Origin of the sequence: Dietzia aerolata, assembly GCF_014144865.1 — a bacterium.
In the GTDB taxonomy this organism is placed as follows: Bacteria; Actinomycetota; Actinomycetes; order Mycobacteriales; family Mycobacteriaceae; genus Dietzia; species Dietzia aerolata.
This window is the reverse complement of the sequence record NZ_JAALDM010000115.1, coordinates 1-17,918: the sequence shown is the minus strand read 5'-3', so window position 1 is coordinate 17,918 and position 17,918 is coordinate 1. Positions and strand designations below refer to the sequence as shown.

19 protein-coding genes are annotated in these 17,918 nt (G+C 68.0%); 9 read left to right on the top strand and 10 right to left on the bottom strand.

The genetic code is table 11. The features are described from left to right. Positions 1-263 (top strand): glycerol-3-phosphate dehydrogenase C-terminal domain-containing protein (locus G6016_RS07605; RefSeq protein ID WP_277815124.1); only part of this gene is annotated, 263 nt, incomplete at its 5' end. A gap of 45 nt (positions 264-308) precedes the next feature. Here G6016_RS07605 and G6016_RS07600 read toward each other — a convergent pair. Then, entirely contained in the window at positions 309-1,085 is a 777-nt protein-coding gene (locus tag G6016_RS07600) for an acetoacetate decarboxylase family protein (RefSeq protein WP_182632064.1), read from the bottom strand. A gap of 37 nt (positions 1,086-1,122) precedes the next feature. Continuing rightward, entirely contained in the window at positions 1,123-2,577 is a 1,455-nt protein-coding gene (gene aspA, locus G6016_RS07595) for an aspartate ammonia-lyase (protein WP_182632063.1), read from the bottom strand. A gap of 118 nt (positions 2,578-2,695) precedes the next feature. Between aspA and G6016_RS07590 the strand changes: the two genes are divergently transcribed. Together G6016_RS07590 and G6016_RS07585 are read left to right on the top strand one after the other, a co-directional pair. After that, the gene (locus tag G6016_RS07590) at positions 2,696-3,433 is read left to right on the top strand and encodes a phosphatase PAP2 family protein (protein WP_182632062.1); all 738 of its coding nucleotides are present in this window, start codon (positions 2,696-2,698) and stop codon (positions 3,431-3,433) included. Then, a complete protein-coding gene (locus G6016_RS07585) occupies positions 3,433-3,951 on the top strand; it encodes an O-acetyl-ADP-ribose deacetylase (RefSeq protein ID WP_182632061.1) in 519 nt (172 codons plus the stop codon). The genes G6016_RS07590 and G6016_RS07585 overlap by 1 nt, the downstream gene beginning before the upstream one ends. Positions 3,952-4,020: 69 nt before the next feature. On the opposite strand, the gene htpG is transcribed toward G6016_RS07585, so the two are convergent. Further along, entirely contained in the window at positions 4,021-6,057 is a 2,037-nt protein-coding gene (gene htpG / locus G6016_RS07580; RefSeq protein WP_182632060.1) for a molecular chaperone HtpG, read from the bottom strand. Between the two features lie 151 nt (positions 6,058-6,208). Between htpG and G6016_RS07575 the strand changes: the two genes are divergently transcribed. The 3 genes from G6016_RS07575 to G6016_RS07565 all read left to right on the top strand — a co-directional run bounded on the left by G6016_RS07575 (position 6,209) and on the right by G6016_RS07565 (position 8,336). Next, positions 6,209-6,832, top strand: a complete 624-nt coding sequence (locus G6016_RS07575) for a maleylpyruvate isomerase N-terminal domain-containing protein (protein WP_182632059.1) — start codon at positions 6,209-6,211, stop codon at positions 6,830-6,832. A gap of 173 nt (positions 6,833-7,005) precedes the next feature. Further along, positions 7,006-7,431, top strand: coding sequence for a VOC family protein (locus G6016_RS07570; protein WP_182632058.1), 426 nt, complete (start codon positions 7,006-7,008; stop codon positions 7,429-7,431). A gap of 128 nt (positions 7,432-7,559) precedes the next feature. Next, positions 7,560-8,336 (top strand): SDR family NAD(P)-dependent oxidoreductase, encoded by a 777-nt coding sequence (locus tag G6016_RS07565; protein ID WP_182632057.1) that lies wholly within the window; start codon positions 7,560-7,562, stop codon positions 8,334-8,336. A 164-nt stretch (positions 8,337-8,500) separates the two neighbouring features. Here G6016_RS07565 and G6016_RS07560 read toward each other — a convergent pair whose 3' ends face one another. The 4 genes from G6016_RS07560 to G6016_RS07545 form a co-directional block, all read right to left on the bottom strand. Beyond that, the gene (locus G6016_RS07560; protein ID WP_182632056.1) at positions 8,501-9,331 is read right to left on the bottom strand and encodes an amino acid ABC transporter permease; all 831 of its coding nucleotides are present in this window, start codon (positions 9,329-9,331) and stop codon (positions 8,501-8,503) included. Next, positions 9,328-9,990: an amino acid ABC transporter permease gene (locus tag G6016_RS07555; protein ID WP_182632055.1), complete on the bottom strand. Its 663-nt coding sequence runs from the start codon at positions 9,988-9,990 to the stop codon at positions 9,328-9,330. Before G6016_RS07555 ends, G6016_RS07560 begins: the two co-directional genes overlap by 4 nt. Positions 9,991-10,088: 98 nt before the next feature. Beyond that, a complete protein-coding gene (locus tag G6016_RS07550) occupies positions 10,089-10,904 on the bottom strand; it encodes a glutamate ABC transporter substrate-binding protein (protein ID WP_182632054.1) in 816 nt (271 codons plus the stop codon). Positions 10,905-10,974: 70 nt separating this feature from the next. Further along, positions 10,975-11,709, bottom strand: a complete 735-nt coding sequence (locus G6016_RS07545) for an amino acid ABC transporter ATP-binding protein (RefSeq protein WP_380023680.1) — start codon at positions 11,707-11,709, stop codon at positions 10,975-10,977. 95 nt (positions 11,710-11,804) lie between these two features. Here G6016_RS07545 and G6016_RS07540 point away from each other — a divergent pair, with 95 nt between their 5' ends. Further along, a complete protein-coding gene (locus G6016_RS07540; protein ID WP_182632053.1) occupies positions 11,805-13,025 on the top strand; it encodes a fatty acid desaturase family protein in 1,221 nt (406 codons plus the stop codon). 25 nt (positions 13,026-13,050) lie between these two features. Here G6016_RS07540 and G6016_RS07535 read toward each other — a convergent pair whose 3' ends face one another. Both G6016_RS07535 and G6016_RS07530 read right to left on the bottom strand, forming a co-directional pair. Then, positions 13,051-13,329, bottom strand: a complete 279-nt coding sequence (locus G6016_RS07535) for a WhiB family transcriptional regulator (protein ID WP_182632052.1) — start codon at positions 13,327-13,329, stop codon at positions 13,051-13,053. Between the two features lie 200 nt (positions 13,330-13,529). Beyond that, positions 13,530-14,090: a type 1 glutamine amidotransferase domain-containing protein gene (locus tag G6016_RS07530; RefSeq protein WP_182632051.1), complete on the bottom strand. Its 561-nt coding sequence runs from the start codon at positions 14,088-14,090 to the stop codon at positions 13,530-13,532. Positions 14,091-14,221: 131 nt separating this feature from the next. On the opposite strand from G6016_RS07530, the gene G6016_RS07525 reads away from it, so the two are divergent. Further along, entirely contained in the window at positions 14,222-14,944 is a 723-nt protein-coding gene (locus G6016_RS07525; protein WP_182632050.1) for an LmeA family phospholipid-binding protein, read from the top strand. Positions 14,945-14,949: 5 nt separating this feature from the next. Here the strand turns inward: G6016_RS07525 and G6016_RS07520 are convergent, their stop codons facing one another. Beyond that, positions 14,950-16,500: an adenylate/guanylate cyclase domain-containing protein gene (locus tag G6016_RS07520; RefSeq protein WP_182632049.1), complete on the bottom strand. Its 1,551-nt coding sequence runs from the start codon at positions 16,498-16,500 to the stop codon at positions 14,950-14,952. A 211-nt stretch (positions 16,501-16,711) separates the two neighbouring features. On the opposite strand from G6016_RS07520, the gene G6016_RS07515 reads away from it, so the two are divergent. Then, positions 16,712-17,918, top strand: a 1,207-nt coding sequence (locus tag G6016_RS07515) for a DEAD/DEAH box helicase (RefSeq protein ID WP_182632048.1), incomplete at its 3' end; no start/stop codon positions are given.

Here is a 17,918-nt window from a genome sequence, read left to right as displayed (position 1 = left end):
CGCTGCCCGCATCGCTGGTGGAGCGATACGGGCAGGAGGCTGCCACCGTGGTGGCCGTGAGCCGGCTTGAGCGCCCCCTCGATCCGGTGGCGCCGGGGCTCGACGTGACTCGCGCGGAATTTTCCTACGCAGTCACCCACGAAGGTGCGCTGACCGTCGACGACGTGCTCGACCGGCGCAGTCGGGTCGGGCTGGTACCGGCCGATCGAGCCGCCGCCGAGTCCGCGGCGCAGGAAGCGATCGCGCTACTCAGCACCAGCTGATCAGCGAGCCGCCGATTGCGGCTGCGGCACGTGCGGCTGCGGCACTCAGCGGACCGGAGCCGGCGCGGGGAACTGGGCGGTGAAATTCTCGAACGAGAAGCTGGCCAGCGCCCGGGCCCGGTCGAGTCCGAGCTCGCGGACGGCCTCTGCGGTGCGGGCCACGTTGGCGTCGCCGTCGTCGACCCCGGACGCGAGCGTGATCTTCGCTCCACCGGCCGGGCGGATGCGACCGCCGGACACCGTGGCCTTGGCTCCGACCAGCACCGGCTCTCCGTTCAGCACCTGGATGCAGTTCATGCCGAGCGAGTGCTTGCCCGGCAACGGGATCCCGCGGCGGGTGTCGAGCCGGATGTCGATACCGGCGGTACCGCCGGAGCCCACCGCTCCGAGGCGGGCATCGTCGAGCGCGCCGCCGGCGGTGCCCACCATGTCGCCCTTCCACTTGGGAAAGCCCCACAACTCGTTGCCCGCGGCCAGCGTGAAGTCCTGGTCGACCGGCAGCTCGTGGATGTGAACCCGAGTGCCCACGCCCGGCACCTTGACCTGGAACGCCAGTCCGACCTCGTGGTACGCGCCGAGCACGTTGCCCGGGACGTCGTGGTAGCGGACGTGGATCACGACCACCGGGGTGCGCCCGCCGGGCAGCGACACGACCTCGGCGCCCGCGGTATCGAGTACTGCCGACTGGGCGCCACCGGCGATGAGTCGACGGGCGACAGCCGCGCGCCCGAGGAAGGCCGCGCCGGAGATCGACGCGGACACGACGGGCACGGGGAACGTGATCTCGCGACCCGCGACTACCTGCGATGTGAGAGAAACCATGTGATGAAGGTAACTGGTCAAGTGACCAGTTGGGGCGTTATCCCGTCGGTCCGGCTGGCTCCTGCTCGCCGTCTGCATTGACGGTCCGGCCCTTGTACTGGGGGCGCAACAGGTTTGACGGCGACAGGATGTCGTCGACCTCCTCCTCAGAAAGCAGTCCCATTTCCAGGACGACCTCGCGTACGCCCCGGCCGGAGCGCGCGCACTCACGGCCGACCAGGTCGCCGTTGTGGTGACCGATCACCGGGTTGAGGTAGGTGACGATGCCGATCGAGTCCATCACATTGCGGCGGGCGACCTCGACATTCGCTGTGATGCCCCGCACGCACTTGTCGGTGAGGGTCTCCATGGCCGAGGTCAGCAGGGAGATGGACTCGAACATCGCCTGGGCGATCACCGGCTCCATCACGTTGAGCTGCAGCTGGCCGGCCTCGGCGGCCATGGTGACGGTGACGTCGTTGCCGATCACCTTAAAGCAGACCTGGTTGACGACCTCGGGGATGACCGGGTTGACCTTGGCGGGCATGATCGACGACCCGGCCTGCAGCTCCGGGAGGTTGATCTCGTTGAGTCCCGCGCGGGGGCCCGAGGACAGCAGTCGCAGGTCGTTGCAGATCTTGGACAGCTTCGCCGCGGTCCGCTTGAGGGCGGCATGGACATTGACGTAGTCGCCGGTGTCGCTGGTGGCCTCGATGAGGTTCATCGCCCCGGAGACCGGCAGCCCCGTGACTTCCCTCAGGTTGCTGATGACCGACCGCCGGTAGTCGGGCGGGGTGTTGACGCCGGTGCCGATCGCGGTGGCACCGAGGTTGACGGCCAGCAGCATCCGCGCGGCGGAGCCGAGCACGTGCAGTTCCTCGTCGAGAGTGACGGCGAATCCGCCGAACTCCTGCCCCAGCGACATCGGCACCGCGTCCTGGAGCTGGGTGCGGCCCATCTTGAGGACCTCACGGAATTCCTCAGACTTGTCGTAGCAGGCCTCCCGCAGTGCGACGATCGCCGGCTCGAGCCGCTCGAGCGCGTGCCACAGCGCAATCCGGAACCCGGTCGGGTAGGCGTCGTTGGTGGACTGCGACCGATTGACGTCATCATTCGGGCTGACGATGTCGTAGGAGCCCTTGGGGTGGCCGAGCCGCTCGAGCGCGAGGTTGGCCACCACCTCGTTGGCGTTCATGTTCACCGAGGTACCGGCGCCACCCTGGTACACGCACGACGGGAACTGGTCCATGCATCGGCCGTCTTCGAGGATCTCGTCGCAGGCCCCCACGATCGCGTCCGCGACCGTCTTGTCCAGGACGCCCATCTCGAGGTTCGCCAGCGCCGCGGCCTTTTTGACCATGACCATCCCGCGCACGAAGTCGGGGATGTCGCTGATCGACTTGGAATCTATTGGAAAGTTCTCCACGGCCCGGACCGTGTGCACACCGTAATAGGCGTCCGCCGGCACCTCCCGGGTTCCGAGCAGGTCCTCTTCCACACGCGTCTGGCTCATGCGCCCTCCACATCTCGGCTCCGGAAATCTCGGTCTGCCACGCCCACAATAACCACGCAGTGGCCCCATCCGGATCGATCCGCCATTCATCACCGCATCGAGTGCCTAGTCTGTGGCTATGTCGCCTTCGACGACCCACGGACCCAGCCGGATAGTGTCCCCTGCCCGTGATGTCCTCGGCAGCATCACCGACCGCCAGGAGGTGCCGCTCCCCCGCGGGACGTGGCGCTTGTTCGGTCTCGCCTTTATGGGGTTTGCGACCCCGGTGATCGGATTCGTCGAACTGGCCGAGCGCATCCACGGCGAGGCGAAGCTCCCGTTCGACCGCCCGGTCATGTTGTGGATGAAGCGACGCCACTCGCCACGCAGGACGCGGATCGTGCGGGCGGTCACCGAGCTCGGCGGGGTCACGGCGGTGCCGGTGGTGGCGCTGGCCGCGGCCGGGTACATGGCCACTGTTCACGGCAGTCGACGACCGGCCACGCTGCTGACGGTCTCACTTGTCGGCTCGACGATCATCAACTCGGTCCTGAAGGTGATGTTCCGCCGCGCCCGACCGACCTTCTTCCCCCACATCGTGCAGGAGAAGAGTTACTCGTTCCCGAGCGGCCACGCCATGGCCAGCGCCGCCCTCGCCGGGTGCGCGTGTGTGCTGACCTGGCGTACGCCCTGGCGCGTTCCCGTGCTGGCCGGCTCTGCGGTGTACGTCCCCACGATCGGCGTCACCCGCGTCTACCTCGGCGTGCATTTCCCTTCCGACATCCTGGCCGGGTGGTGCGTGAGCTTGGCCTGGGTGGGCGAGGTCGCCACGATCATGTGGCTCGTTGACCGCTTCGACCGCCTTCACGACGAGTGATGACCGCATCTCGACCGCCCCGGCTCGAGCTCGCCGCTGGCGACATCACCCACGTCGAGGTCGACGCGGTAGTCAATGCAGCCAAGAGTTCACTCCTGGGTGGCGGCGGGGTCGACGGCGCGATCCACCGCGCCGGCGGCCCGGCGATCCTGCGCGAGTGCCGCGCCCTGCGTGCCGATCAGTTCCCGGATGGCCTACCCACCGGCCAGGCCGTGGCGACGGGCGGCGGTGACCTTCCGGCCCGCTGGGTGATCCACACCGTCGGACCGGTGTATGGCCGGCAGGGCGGCGACCTCCTGGCCGAGTGCTACCGCAGCAGCCTGGCCGTGGCCGACTCTCTCGGGGCGCGGACCGTGGCGTTTCCGCTCATCTCCGCCGGTGCGTACGGGTGGCCTCTTGAGGACGCGGCCCGTATCGCACTCGACACCATCGGAGGCACGTCCACCACGGTCGAGACCGCAACGCTCGTGCTGTTCGACGCCGACACCCTCCGCCTGGCGCAGCAGATCCTGAGCTGAGTCAGGATCCGACTGCGCAGGTCGGAGGGTGTCGAAGCGGCGCGTGCCCGGGCGGCCCGGCGGCGTCCGTCAGATGCGGTCGACGAGCAGCTTGGCGAAGGCCGCCGGATCGGTGAGCTTGCCACCTTCCGCGAGGACCGCCGCGCCGGCGATGAGCCGGGCCGTGTCCTTCAGCTCCGCCGCCGACGGGTCCGTCGCGTGCTGTCCGCGCAGTCGCTCGACCAGCGGGTGCGACGGGTTGAGCTCCAGGATGCGCTTGCTCGCCGGCAGCTCCATCCCCGAGGCTCGGTACATGGCTTCCAGCTGCGGGGTCATATCGAACTCGTCACCGACCATGCAGGCCGCCGACTCGGTGAGCCGGTGCGACAGCCGCACCTGCTTGACCTGGTCCTCCAGCTCCTCGCCGAGCCAGGTGAGCAGATCCGCGAACTCGGCGGCATCCGGCTCGTCGGCGGGGTCCTGGGCGTCCGAGCCGATGCCCGACAGGTCCACATCGCCCTTGGCCACGGAACGCAGGCGCTTGCCGTCGACCTCGCCGACCGCGTCGACCCACACCTCGTCGACAGGATCGGTGAGAATCAGCACCTCGACACCGCGGGCGCGGAACGCCTCCAGGTGCGGGGAGTTCTCCACCGCCGCACGGGACGTGCCCGTCAGGTAGTAAATCTCTTCCTGCCCTTCGACCATCCGCTCGACGTACTCGGCGATGGTGGTGCCGAAGTCCGCGGTGTCGGCATCCGCGTCGGCACTGTCAACGGAGTCGGCGGAGTCGGTGGAGGTGGCATCGGCGGGCCGGGTCGAGGCGAACGTGCTGACCGCGAGCAACTGGTCGCGCGACTCCACGTCAGCGATCAGGCCCTCCTTGAGAACCGCACCGAAGGTGGTCCAGAAGCCCCGGAACTCCTCGGGACGATCGTTTCGGAGCTGCTCGATCGTCTGCAGCACCCGCTTGACCAGGCGCTTGCGGATCGACCGGATCTGGCGGTCCTGCTGCAGGATCTCTCGGGAGACGTTCAGCGACAGGTCCTGCGCGTCGACGATGCCCTTGACGAAGCGTAGGAACGGCGGGACCAGCTCCTCGCAGTCGTCCATGATGAACACTCGACGGACGTAGAGCTGCACTCCGCGCTTGGCGTCCTGCGAGAACAGGTCGAACGGCGCCTGCGTGGGCAGGAACAGCAGGGCCTGGTACTCGAAGGTTCCCTCTGCCTTGAGGGTGATCGTCTCGAGCGGCTCATCCCACGCGTGGGAGATGTGCCGGTAGAACTCGGAGTACTCCTCCTCGGAGACCTCTGACTTGGGCCGGGTCCACAGCGCCTTCTGCGAGTTCAGGGTGACCGTCTCGGTGATGGTGTTCTCGGCCGCGGGATCGCCCGCCTCATCGTCATCCCCCTCAGGCTCCGGGGCGGGGCGCTCGACCTCCATGCGGATGGGCCACGCGATGAAGTCCGAGTAGGTGCGCACGACCCGGCGCAGCGTGTTCTCGTCCGCGTAGTCCGGCAGCGCCGCATCCCCGCCGGACGGCTTGAGGTGCAGGATCACCGAGGTGCCCTGGGGCGCGTCGGCCGCCTCCTCGATCGTGTACGTGTCCTCACCGGAGGAGGTCCAGCGCGTGCCCACGGGCTCCCCGGCCTTGCGCGTGACGAGCGAGACGGTGTCCGCGACCATGAACGTCGAGTAGAAGCCGATGCCGAACTGACCGATCAGATCGGCCGTCGCCTGCTCCGAAATCTCCCCGGCCTCCTGCGCCGACCGGGCCGCCGCCAGCGCCTCGCGCATCTGGCCGGTGCCGGACTTGGCGAGCGTGCCGATGAGATCCACGACCTCGTCGCGGGACATGCCGATGCCGTTGTCCCGGATGGTCAGCGTGCGGGCCTGCTCATCCGCGTCCAGCTGAATGTGCAGGTCCGAGGTGTCCACCCCGAGGGACGAGTCCTGGAGGGCGGCGAGCCGCAGCTTGTCCAGGGCGTCCGAGGAGTTGGAGATGACCTCACGCAGGAACGTGTCCGGGTTGGAGTAGATCGAGTGGATCATCAGATCCAGCAGCTGTCGGGTCTCCGCCTGGAACTCCCTGGTCTCGGCGGCACCGGAGGTCTGCGAACTCATGACTGTGGAGGGTCCTTTCTAAGGCATCAGAAGAACTCGGCATCGGGCGGAATCCGCATCGATGCAACGAATCGATACGAATCCGGGCGCGCGGGTATGGGCGCCATGGAGATAAACCTACTGTGGTGGTCAGACATTCCGGAGGTAGCCCATGAGGTCCACACCCGTCCCCCGCGAACACCTCGACGTACTCGACTCGGCCACCACGCTTTTCGGCCGCGCCCTGGTCACCGGCCTCGACGGCGACTGCGCCGCCTGCCCCGGGTGGAGCCGCCGGGACTGCGCCAACCACGTTCTCGGCGGCGGGCTGCGCTACGCCGCCTACTTCACGAACGAGCCTGAGTCGGAGATCGGCTGGACCCGCACCGCCGACCACGCCGGCGACAAGCCCGTCCCCGCACTGCACCGCACCTCCGCCGGATTGCGCAAACGGCTCGCCAAGGCCCCCGACGCCGACGCGATGGTGCCCCACCGGTTGGCGGAGATCCCCGTCCGCGACCTGCTCGCGCTGCGCGTGTTCGAGCTGGTCGTGCACGCACACGACCTCGCTCCCGAGACCTGGGAGGCGCCCGAGGCTGCCGAGCTCGCCGCGTGGCTGAACGAGCACGCACGCGACATCGTGGAACTCATGCGGACCTTCGACGTCCTGGGCGAGGCGCTTCCCGTGCCCCTGGGCGCCGACGCACGGACCCGGCTCCTCGCGCTGTCCGGTCGGGAAGCAGCAGGCGAGACGGTCGGTGGGCACGATGGCATACCGAAGAGCGATACGCCCTGACCGTTCGCCCGGCGGGGAGCATTCGATGATGGCGGCGGGATGACGTCGTCGTCGTAAGAAACTCGATGGCTTCTCACAGGCCGGAACCCTTTGTGCGGGCGGTGACGACCACTAACGTCAGACCCGTGCGGCGCCACCGGCGTCGACCCACCACCCCGGCGAGAGGATTACCCGTGTCCGCCACCAGCACCCCCTACATCTCCTTCCCCGGCAACGCCTCCGAGGTTCTTCCCTACTACGCCGAACTGTTCGGCGGCGAGCTCGACATCCAGACCTACGACGACATGCCGTCGATGGAGGGCTTCCCGTTCACCCCGCCGCCCGGCGCCGTCGCGCACGGAACCATGACCTCACCGACCTTCAGCCTCGCCGGCGGCGACGGCATGGGCGACAACCTCCCCGTCCTCGACAGCGACGTCTACTCGTTCCTGCTCACCTTCGACGCCGAGGACGAGGCGCGCGGGTTCATCGCCAAGGTCCTGGACGGCGGCGGTTCCGAGGGCATGCCGTTCGAGATGGCGCCGTGGGGCGAGCTGTACGGACAGGTGAAGGACAAGTTTGGCATCCGCTGGGACGTCAACGTGCCCGCGCAGGGCTGAGGGCTTGGGCGGCGGCTGGCTGAGGGCTGCGGGCTGGGCGCGGCGGCGGGCTGCGCACGGTGGTTTTGTGACGGCGTAAAACACAGGTAGACGCCGTCCCGCGCGGGTTCGCTTGTTACCGTTATCGCATGGATATTTCTGGAGCAAGTGCGATCGTCACGGGTGGTGCCTCCGGCATCGGTGCAGCCGTCGTCCGTCAGCTCGCCGCCGAGGGCGCCAAGGTCGTCATCGCCGACATGAACGCCGACAAGGGCGAGGCCCTGGCCAAGGAAGTCGGCGGCGTGTTCGTGGCCGTCGACGTGACCAAGACCGAGCAGAACGAGGCCGCCGTCGCCGCCGCCCTCGAGCTGGGCCCGCTGCGCTACCTCGTCAACTCCGCCGGCATCGGCTGGGCGCAGCGCACCATCGGCCGCGACGGTGAGTTCACGTCCGCGTTCGACATCAACGCGTTCCGCAAGGTCGTCGACATCAACCTCATCGGCTCCTTCGACATGCTGCGACTGGCCGCCACCAAGATGAGCGTCAACGAGCCCGACGCCGACGGCCAGAAGGGCGCCATCGTCAACATGGCCTCCGTCGCCGCGTTCGAGGGCCAGATCGGCCAGGCCGCCTATTCCGCCTCCAAGGGCGGCATCGTCGGCATGACCCTGCCGATTGCCCGCGACCTGTCGGCCGCCGGCATCCGCGTCAACACCGTCGCCCCCGGCCTGATCGACACCCCGATCTACGGCGAGGGCCCGGAGTCCGAGGCGTTCAAGGCCAAGCTCGGCGAGAACGTCCTGTTCCCCAAGCGTCTCGGCACCGGCGACGAGCTCGCCTCCATGGTCATGCAGCTGCTGTCCAACCCGTACGTGAACGCGCAGACCGTCCGCGTCGACGGCGGCATCATCATGCCGCCCAAGTGATCTGACCCAGGTCAACGCCTGAGCGCTCGCGCGGCGAGCGCCGCGCCCCGAGCGCACAGGGAAGTGCCCCACCGGAAGGGTTTCCGGTGGGGCACTTCTCTATGTACGGGACCCGGGTGGGGCTGGGCCTTTCGGTGGGGCCGTGCCCTCGCGAGGTCGGCGCGCTACTTCTTGGCGCGACGCTTCTTGAGCCTGCCCTCGAGGTACACCGCGAGCTTGGTGAGCGTGTAGTTGATGATGACGAACAGGATGCCGGCGACGATGTAGGCGGGCACGGTGTTGGCGTACGCCGACCCGAGGGTCTTGGACCAGGTCAGCAGCTCCAGGTACGTGATGCCGTAGCCGAGGGCGGAGTCCTTGAGCACCACGACCAGCTGGCCGACCAGCGCGGGCAGCATCGCGGTGAGCGCCTGGGGAAGCTGGATCGAGCGCAGCACCTGCCCCGGGGAGAGCCCGACCGACAGTCCGGCCTCGGCCTGGCCCTTCGGCAGTCCGTGCACACCGGAACGCACGAGTTCCGCGATCACCGCGCCGTTGTAGAGCGTGAGCGCGGTGACCACCGCAGCGAGCGGGGCATGAACGTTGGGCACCAGGTTCGAGGTCGCGAAGTAGCCGAAGTAGGCGAACACCATCATCAGCAGCACCGGGACGGCGCGGAAGAATTCGACGATCACGCTGCAGAACCAGCGAACCGGGCCGATCGTCGACAGACGCCCCATACCGAAGAGCAGTCCGAAGATCACGGCGAGGACGATCGAAATCCCCGCGGCGGTGAACGTGCCCTTCAAACCGGGGATCAGGTAGTTCGTCCACACCGCCGGATCGGTGACGAACGGCTCCCACATGAACGCCTTGAGCTGACCGGCCTCGTTGAACTTCTGGATGACGACGTACGCGATCGCGATCGCGATGAGGATGCCGACCACGGTGAGGATCCGGTGGCGTACCCGGGCCTTGGGGCCGGGGGCGTCGAACAGTACGGCTTGAGTGCTCATCGCTTCACCGCCAGCTTCCGTGACAGGGACGTTGTGCCCAGCCCGATCGGCAGGGTGAGGACCACGAAGACCATGGCGAAGAAGAAGAACATCGGCAGGCTCGCGCCTTCGTTCTCGGTGATGACCTGCATCAGGCCGGCGGAGTCGCCGACGCCGATCACGGCCGCCACCGTCGAGTTCTTGATGAGCGCGATGATCACCGATCCAAGTGGGGCGATGGCGCCGCGGAAGGCCTGCGGCAGGATCACCTCGCGCAGGGACTGCCCGAAGCCGAGTCCGATCGACCTGGCCGCCTCCGCCTGGCCGACCGGCACCGTGTTGATGCCCGATCGAATGGCCTCACAGATGTATGCGGCGTGATAGACGGCCAACATGATCACGGCCCACCAGAAGGCATTCCGGGCGAAGTCCTTCGACACCGAGAGCCCCATGATGAATGACAATCCCAGGATGCTGAAGACCATCAGCAGGGTCAGCGGCGTGTTTCGGAACGTGTTGACGTACGAGGTGCCGATACCGCGCAGGGCCGCCACCGGGGAGACACGCAGGATCGCGACGATCGTCCCCAGGATGAGCGCACCGATGATGCCGAGCACTGACAACTGGATCGTGACCCAGACGGCCCCGAGGACGTCATAGTTGACGAACATATCGCCCATGGTCAGCCTTCCTTAAGGAGCATCTCCGTCTCCACGGTCCGGGCCGAGGGCCATGGGTCGACGGCCCGGACCGTGGAGACGGGGACTACCGGATCAGGTCAGGAGCAGGGCTCCGGCTCCGGCGGGTTACCCGGACCGGGGACGAAGTCGGCGGTGCCGAGGGTCTCGTCGAACGCGGTCTGCCAGTCACCGCTGTCGATCATCTCGGTGATCGCCTCGTTGATCTGCTCGCACTTCTCGACGTCTCCCTTCTGGATGCCGATGCCGTACAGCTCCTCGGTGAACGAGTTGCCGACGACCTTGAGCTGGCCCTCGTACTGCGGCTGGGCGGCATAGCCGGCCAGGATCGTGTCATCGGTGGTCAGTGCGTCGACCGCTCCCGACTGCAGCGCCGAGACGCACTCGGAGTAGGTGCCGAACTCCTGCAGGTTGACGCCCGGGACCTCTTCCTGCACGGTCTGCGCGGACGTCGAGCCGCTCACCGAGCAGAGACGCTTCCCGTCGAGGGAGTCCGGACCGGTGATGGAATCGTCGTCGGCCCGGACCAGGAGGTCCTGACCGGCGATGAAGTACGGGCCGGCGAAGCTGACCTTCTCCTTGCGGGAGTCGGTGATGGAGTAGGTCGCCACGATCATGTCGACCTGGCCGGTCTCCAGCAGCGTCTCACGCTGCGCACTCGGGGCCTGGACCCACTCGATGTCGTCCTCGGAGGTGCCCAGCTTCTCGGCCACGTACTCGGCGACCTTCACGTCGAAGCCCGTGTACTCGTTGCCTTCCTTCAGGCCGAGGCCGGGCTGGTCGTACTTGATGCCGATCTTCAGCTTGTCGCCGCCGTCGTCCGAGCCGCCACAGGCGGCCAGGCCGAGCGCCAAGGTTGCGGCCGCGGCAGCGGCACCGATCCGTCGGAATTTCATCTTGTCTCCTCGTGGGTGGGTGGATGCGTCGCGTACGGGTCCGCGTACGGTCCCTCGGTGGTGTGGAGGTCTAGTTGGTGAGGATCTTGGACAGGAAGTCCTTGGCCCGCGAGCTCTGAGGGTTGGTGAAGAACTCGTTGGGGGTGGCCTGCTCGACCAGTTCGCCGTCCGCCATGAAGACGACGCGATCGGCGGCCTTGCGGGCGAAGCCCATCTCGTGGGTCACCACGACCATGGTCATGCCGGTCTTGGCGAGCCCGGTCATGACGTCCAGGACCTCGTTGATCATCTCCGGGTCCAGAGCCGAGGTCGGCTCGTCGAACAGCATGACCTTGGGGTCCATGGCCAGGGAGCGGGCGATCGCCACGCGCTGCTGCTGGCCGCCGGAGAGCTGGGCCGGGTACTTGTCCGCCTGGTGGTCGACACCGACACGCGCGAGGAGTTCCCTCGCCCGCGCCTCGGCCTCGCCCTTCTTCTGCTTCCGAACCTTGATCGGGCCCAGCGTGACGTTCTCGAGAATGGTCTTATGCGCGAAGAGGTTGAACGACTGGAACACCATGCCCACCTCGGCGCGGAGTCGGGCCAGCTCCTTGCCCTCCTCGGGCAACGGCTTGCCGTCGATCCTGATGCTTCCTTCATCAAAGGTTTCGAGGCGGTTGATGGTGCGGCAGAGAGTTGATTTTCCGGACCCGGAAGGTCCGATCACCACCACGACCTCACCTTGCTCGATGGACAGATTGATGTCCTTGAGGGCGTGGAAGTCACCGAAGTGCTTATTCACGCCTGAGATCTCGACCAGTGCCATGAACGGAGCATAAACGGCGACAAGCCGCCACAAACGCAACTCGCGAGACTCAGTTCACAGTCGACACCAACTTGTGACACCCGTAGGATCCACTCATGGCGGTATCCGACGTGAAGGAATATGCCCATCTCAGTGCCGAGGACGTCGACGCGATCGGCGCGGAACTCGACGCGATCCGGATGGAAGTCATGGACTCGCTCGGCGAAGCGGACCGTCGCTACGTCCGTAATACGATCCGGCTCCAACGTGGCCTGGTGGCCGGCGGTCGCGCCGTGCTGCTGTTCTCCAGCTATCGGCCCGCCTGGGTGGTGGGCACCGGACTACTCGCGGCCGGCAAGATCATCGAGAACATGGAACTCGGGCATAACGTGATGCACGGGCAGTGGGACTGGATGAACGACCCGGAGATCCACTCGACTACCTGGGAGTGGGACATCGTGGGCACCTCCGAGCACTGGAAGGCCACCCACAACTACCACCATCACAAGTACACGAACATCATCGGAATGGATGACGACGTGGGGTACGGCGTCGTGCGCGTGACCCGGGACCAGCCGTGGCACCCGGCCTACGGGCTGAACATCGTGTGGAACACCATGCTCGCGTTCGCGTTCCAGTGGGGTGTCGGCGTGCAGCACCTGGAGATCGCCCCGGGCACCATCAACGCCTCGGGATGGCCCGAGCAGAAGCGCCGCATCGGCCAGTTCCTCCGCAAGGCCCGCCGGCAGGTGGGCAAGGACTACGTGTGGTGGCCGATGCTGTCCGGCTCGGACTGGAAGACGACACTGACCGCGAACGCCACCGCCAACGTCATCCGCAACCTGTGGTCCAACGCGGTGATCTTCTGCGGCCACTTCCCGGACGGCGCGGACAAGTTCACCCTCGACGACCTCGAGAACGAGACGCAGGCCCAGTGGTACCTGCGTCAGATGCTCGGCTCCGCCAACTTCACCGGCAGCAGGCTGACGCACTTCATGTCCGGGAACCTGTCATTCCAGATCGAGCACCACCTGTTCCCCACGCTGCCCTCGAACCGGTACGCGGAGATGTCGGTGAAGGTGCAAGACGTGTGCCGACGGTGGGACCTGCCGTACACGACGGGCCCGCTGTACAAGCAGTACTGGCAGTCGTGGCGCACGATCGCCAAGCTCTCGCTACCGGACCGATTCCTCACCGCGACCTCGGACGATGCGCCCGAGACCAGGTCGGAGCGGATGTTCGCAGGGGAACCCCGGACGTATGACGATCACGAGGGGCCCCGTTCCGGGCTCGTCACCGCTCTGCGGCGACACCGCGAGCGGACTCGGGCGAGCTGAACGGGCGAACACCGCTCCGGCCCGCTCAGCCGGTGCGGTGCCTTCCCGCGATCCGGTGCCGCTCGGCCTCGGTGAGTCCACCCCAGACGCCGTAGAGCTCCTTGGTCTCCAGTGCGAAGGCTCTACAACTGCCCAACACGGGGCAGGTCATGCAGACCCGCTTGGCCCGCTCCTCTTTCTCCCGGCGCTCACCTTTGGCCTCCTCCTCGAGACTGAAGAAGAGATCCTCGTGACCGATGCACGCCGCATCGTCTCGCCACGACCAGAACGCCGCAGTGGGTTCCAGAGTTTTGTACCTGGGCATACCGACTCCGTCCCCGCGCGGCATGAAGTGCCCTGCATTGAGCCCTGAAAGTTCCGCCCGCGGCCGAATCGTTTCCGATTATGGCAGCGGTGCGCGACACATGCATGGCAGCACCGACTACGACCACACCCATACTCGGTGAAAAGTGCCTCACCAAGGGGTGTGGTCGACTCCTGCGTCGGCCCGACGGGGCAGCCGGGTCAGTCGGCGCCGCGGATCGCGCCGAGGAGAGCCTCGCAGAAGACCGGCAGGTCACCGGGGTTGCGGCTGGTGATGACGCCGTCGTCGATGACCAGTTCGGAGTCCTCCCACTCCGCGCCGGCATTGACCAGGTCGGTCCGCAGACTCGGATAGGACGTGACCCTCCGGCCACGGACCACATCCGCCTCGATGAGCACCCACGGCGCATGACAGATGGCCAGCACCGGCTTTCCGGCCTCGACCATCTCGCGCACCAGGGTCACGGCATGCGGATCCTGACGGAGCGCGTCCGGGTTGGCGACCCCACCCGGCAGCACCAGGACATCCACGTCCGCTGCCGACGTCTCGGCGGTGGTCCGGTCAACCGGCTGAGTGCCGGCGGGGTGCAGATGGTCGACGAGCTGGACGTTGTCGTCGTCAATACTCACCAACACGGCGGTGTGACCGGCGTCCTCGACGGCCTCCCACGGTTCGGTCAACTCGACCCGCTCCACCCCCTCACCGGCGACGAGAAAAGCGACGGTGCGGGGCTCGGCTGCTGCTTCCTGTGTCTCGGTCATACCCCGAGCGTGGGGCCCACGGCGCAGTCCCGCAACCGCACCGGCGATGGGCCACACCCCCTGCCACGACGATCCGCTTCGCGTGCCGCTACGGGGTGGACCGCGGCGCGGGTGTCGGGCACGATACCGGCATGGGACGCGGATCACGGAATTCTCGGGGCGGAGGGCGGCGCGGCTGCGGCTGCTCCCTGATCCTTCTGGTGGCACTGCTGGTGGGGCTGGTCGCAGCGGCCGAGTTCGGGGTGCGCTGGTACCTGTCGGACCGGGCCGAGAAGGAGGTGTCGGCGAAGATCGACGCGCCCGCCTCGGTCTCGTTCGGGGGCGGCCTGCTGCTGTGGGAATTGCTGAGCACCCGCTCCGCCGACACTGTGCACCTGACCTCGCCCGGCTCGGACACCGTGCCGCAGCTCGACGTCACCGCGAGCACCGTGACGCTCGTCGATGGCGCGATCCACGCCGCCCACGTCGACGGCACCGCGGTGCTCGACGAACAGCAACTCGTGGCGGCCGCCTCCCAGGGCGAGGCCGCGCAGAACTCGCCGATTGCCGGGATGGCCGAGATCCGTTCCGTGCGGCCCGACCCCGCGGCCGGACTACTGCGCGCGGACATCGGCGGGATCGCAGAGATCGGCGTGTCTCCCGGCGTGACCGACGGCCAACTCACGCTGCGACCGGAGCAGACCGCGCTGCTCGGATTCCCGCTGCCCGATGGCCTGTTCGCCGGGATCACCACAGTGGTCGACTCGACGGTCGCGAAGCTGCCCGACGGCATGGTGATCGAGGGGGCCCAGGTGGTCGACCAGGGGCTTCAGGTGGAGCTCGGCGGACAGGACGTGACGCTGCCGCAGGGGTAGTCGGCTCAGCGCGGGATGCAGAGTTCGGTTGGTTCGTCGCGGCCCCGCACGACCTCCGATCCGGCCGACTGCCAGCGGTCCGCCTCTGCCGGTGTAGAGCCGGCCACCGCCGCCCCCGACGCGAGGACCAGCCCGTCATAGTTCTTGGCGAGATCGCACAGCCGTGAGGCCTCGTTGACGGCGTCGCCGATCACGGTGTATTCGAATCGATCATCCGAGCCGACGTACCCGGCCACCACATTCCCGTAGGACGCCCCGATGCCGGCGCGGCAGCCGGGAACCCGCTGCGGGAGCCGCTCGGCCAGTGTTCTGGCGCAGGCCAACGCAGCGGTTGCCGAGTCGTCCATAGATCTGGGTGCACCGAACACCACGAGGGCGGCATCGCCCAGGAAACTGTCGACGATGCCGTCGTACTCCTCCACGGTCTCCACCACCACGGCGAAAAACCGGTTGAGCACCTCAACCACCTCGGCGGCCTCGGCCCGGACCGCCATCTCGGTCGAGCCGATGATGTCCACAAACACCACCCCGACGCGCGCGTCGCGGCCGCCCAACTCGGGGTCGTCCAGCTCGGCGGCCTCGGCGACGTCCCGCCCCACGTGCCGGCCGAACAGGTCGCGCAGCCGCTCGCGTTCCTGCAGTCCCGCGGCCATCTGGTTGAAGCCGCGCTGCAGGCGCCCGAGCTCGGTGCCGTCGTAGACCACCACCCGGCGCGACAGGTTTCCCTCGGTGATGTCCTCCATCGCCCACTGCACGCTGCGCAGCGGGCCGAGCATCGATCCCGTGGACAGGGAGACCAGCAGGAATCCGGCCAGGAGGGAGGTGCCGCCCAGGACGAGGACCACGACGGCGAGACGCTCCACCGTGAGCGCCCGGCCGGCCAGGGTGTACATGGCCACGATGAGCAGACCGGCGATCGGGACGCCGCTGCCCAGGGCCCACGCCACCCGCAGGCGCGTCATGGCGCCGAGGAATCGGGCCCGCGGCACCGTCCCCGACGACAGGGCCACCGCGGCGATGGGTCGGAGTCCGAAATCGGCGAACAGGTAGGCGGCGCCGCACACCACGACGCCGGAGAAGATGATGGTGAAGCCCGCCGTGGGGATCGTCTGCGGGTCGGCCACGCCCAGCGAGGTGGTGATGACGATCGCGCCGAGGATCCACAACAGGCCCTGGATGAGGGTGACCCGCCCGGGCAGGCGCAGGGTCTGTACCCGCTCCCGCTCGGTGGGTTCACGGCCGTCGAGGAACCAGCGGACCTGCCGGTAGACGGCCGAGTGCACCCACACCAGTCCCACGACCATCGCGAGCAGCACGTAGACCGGCACCACCACCGCGAACGACCACAGGAACCGCGTCGACATCAGGCTCGGGCCCGGCAGCACGAACAGGATGAGCACCGTGGCCACGGCGACGCCCACGAAATTCGAGGCCAGCAGCGTCAGGACCAACAGGACCCGCACGCGCAGGGAGCGGACGCGGGCGGACTGGGTTTCACGTCCGAGCAGCACCGAACCCAGGTCCGGGCGGCGCAGTCGTGACAGATCGAGTCCCACGGATAGTCATCGTGCCACCGTCCGGCGCCCACGGTGACGCCAACCTCCACACCGACGAGTCGTCGGTCACACCTTGCCCCACCGGGAGGGGGTCAGCCGGTGGCGGGGCGTAGGGTGGTTGCAGTCGGTCCGCACCACGCTTGCGTCGGACCGAGCGGACAGTCGACCTTCCCGTTGGTCGCGCACCGGGCGCATCGCCTGAACTTCTTCGATGCGCCGCCTAGCGAGCGCGCCGGGCACGACGCCCCCATCAGTTACGGAGCACCCTCCTTTGTCACGTTCATTTGCCGACCTCGGCGTTCCATCTCCCCTGCTCAGCGTCTTGTCCGACGCGAGCATCATCACCCCCACGCCCATCCAGGACGCCACGCTGCCCGACGCGCTCGCCGGGCGCGACGTGCTGGGCCGCGGCCGCACCGGCTCGGGCAAGACCTACGCCTTCTGCATCCCGCTCGTGGCCCGCCTGGCCGCGTCCGGGACCAAGCGCACCAAGGGCGCCCCGCGCGGGCTCATCCTCGCGCCGACCCGTGAGCTGGCGCGGCAGATCAACGAGACCCTCGAGCCGCTCGCCAAGGCCATGGGCATGCGCACCACCGTGATCTTCGGTGGCGTCGGCCAGGGCCGCCAGGTCGACGCGCTCAACCGCGGCGTCGACATCGTGGTGGCCTGCCCCGGCCGCCTCGAGGACCTCATGGGCCAGAAGCACTGCCGCCTCGACCGGACCGAGATCACCGTGCTGGACGAGGCCGACCACATGGCTGACCTGGGCTTCCTGCCGGGCGTTACCCGCATCCTGTCGGCCACCCCGGCCGGCGCGCAGCGGCTGCTGTTCTCGGCGACCCTCGACGCGGGCGTGTCCAAGCTCGTGGACCGCTTCCTCGTGGACCCGGTCGACCACTCCGTGGATGACGGCTCCGCCACTCCCGGCCCGACCTCTCACTATGTGCTGCGCGTGACTTCCGACGACCGCGTGCGCGCCCTCGCCGATCTGGCCGGCGCCCACGAGCGCGTCGTGATGTTCACCCGCACCAAGCACGGCGCCAAGCGGCTGGCCAAGCAGCTCACCGGCCGCGGCGTGGCCAGCGTGGATCTGCACGGCAACCTGTCGCAGAACGCGCGCGTCCGGAACCTCGATGCGTTCTCGTCCGGCGAGGCGACCGTGCTCGTGGCGACCGACATCGCCGCGCGCGGCATCCATGTCGACGACGTGGGCCTGGTCGTCCACGCCGATCCCCCGGCCGAGCACAAGGCCTACGTTCATCGCTCGGGCCGCACCGCGCGCGCCGGCGCCGTGGGAACCGTGGTGACCGTGGCGACCCAGGATCAGGTCGGTGAGGTGCGCGGTCTGCTGCGCGCCGCGGGCGTGACCGCCGGCGAGATCCAGCTGGCCGAGGGTGAGGGCGCGGCCGCCGCGCTGG